The organism is Pseudoalteromonas rubra (assembly GCF_004212645.1).
GTDB classification, from domain to species: Bacteria; Pseudomonadota; Gammaproteobacteria; order Enterobacterales; family Alteromonadaceae; genus Pseudoalteromonas; species Pseudoalteromonas rubra_G.
The window spans coordinates 1-754 of record NZ_PPUZ01000117.1 but is presented as its reverse complement, the minus strand read 5'-3'; the positions used below and the strand labels follow the sequence as shown (position 1 = coordinate 754).

At 41.5% G+C, this 754-nt stretch carries 1 protein-coding gene; it reads left to right on the top strand.

Annotation, left to right across the window (positions count from 1 at the left end):
• Positions 1-747 (top strand): IS3 family transposase (locus C3B51_RS22530; protein WP_130246463.1); only part of this gene is annotated, 747 nt, incomplete at its 5' end.
• Between the last annotated feature and the right edge of the window lie 7 nt (positions 748-754).

Sequence of the window (754 nt, the reverse complement as noted above, 5' to 3'; positions counted from 1 at the left end):
GAGATGCTTCGCCTTTTCCGTCGTATAAAGGCGTTGTTCAAAGAGAGCAGGCAAAGCCTGGGCTCCCGTCAAATGATGAAACAGCTTCGCAAGGAAGGCTTCAAAATTGGGCGTTTTAAAGTACGCCGTTTGATGAAAAAGTTAGGGCTTGTCGTAAGGCAAAGGCAAGCTTATAAAGTGACGACTAATAGCAAACATAACAATCAAGTTGCAGATAATGTTTTGGCAAGGCAGTTTAATCCAACAGCACCGAATGTTGCGTGGGCGGGTGATATGACTTATTTGCGCACGGCTCAGGGTTGGATGTATTTGGCTATTGTTATGGATTTACATTCTCGTCGCATTATTGGTTGGGCTTTAAGCAAGCGAATGACAGTTCAGTTAGTAGAACGCGCTCTACAAATGGCAATCAATCTGAGGAACCCACCAAAAGGAGTTATATTTCATAGTGATAGAGGTTCACAGTACACAAGTAAATGTTATCAGACGTTACTAACGAAGCATGGTTTTATTGCTTCAATGAGCGGCAAAGAAGCGTGTCTAGATAATGCAGTTGTCGAGCGTTTTTTTGGGAGTTTAAAGAATGAATGGCTGCTAAATGTTAGGCATTTAACACGTTATTCTATGCGCTCCGATGTAGAGAAATACATCAGATATTACAACAAGATCAGACTGCACAGCTCACTGGATGATATGAGTCCAATTGAGTATGAAAATTATAAAAAGAAAGTGTCCGGTTGGACTTGACCAGTAC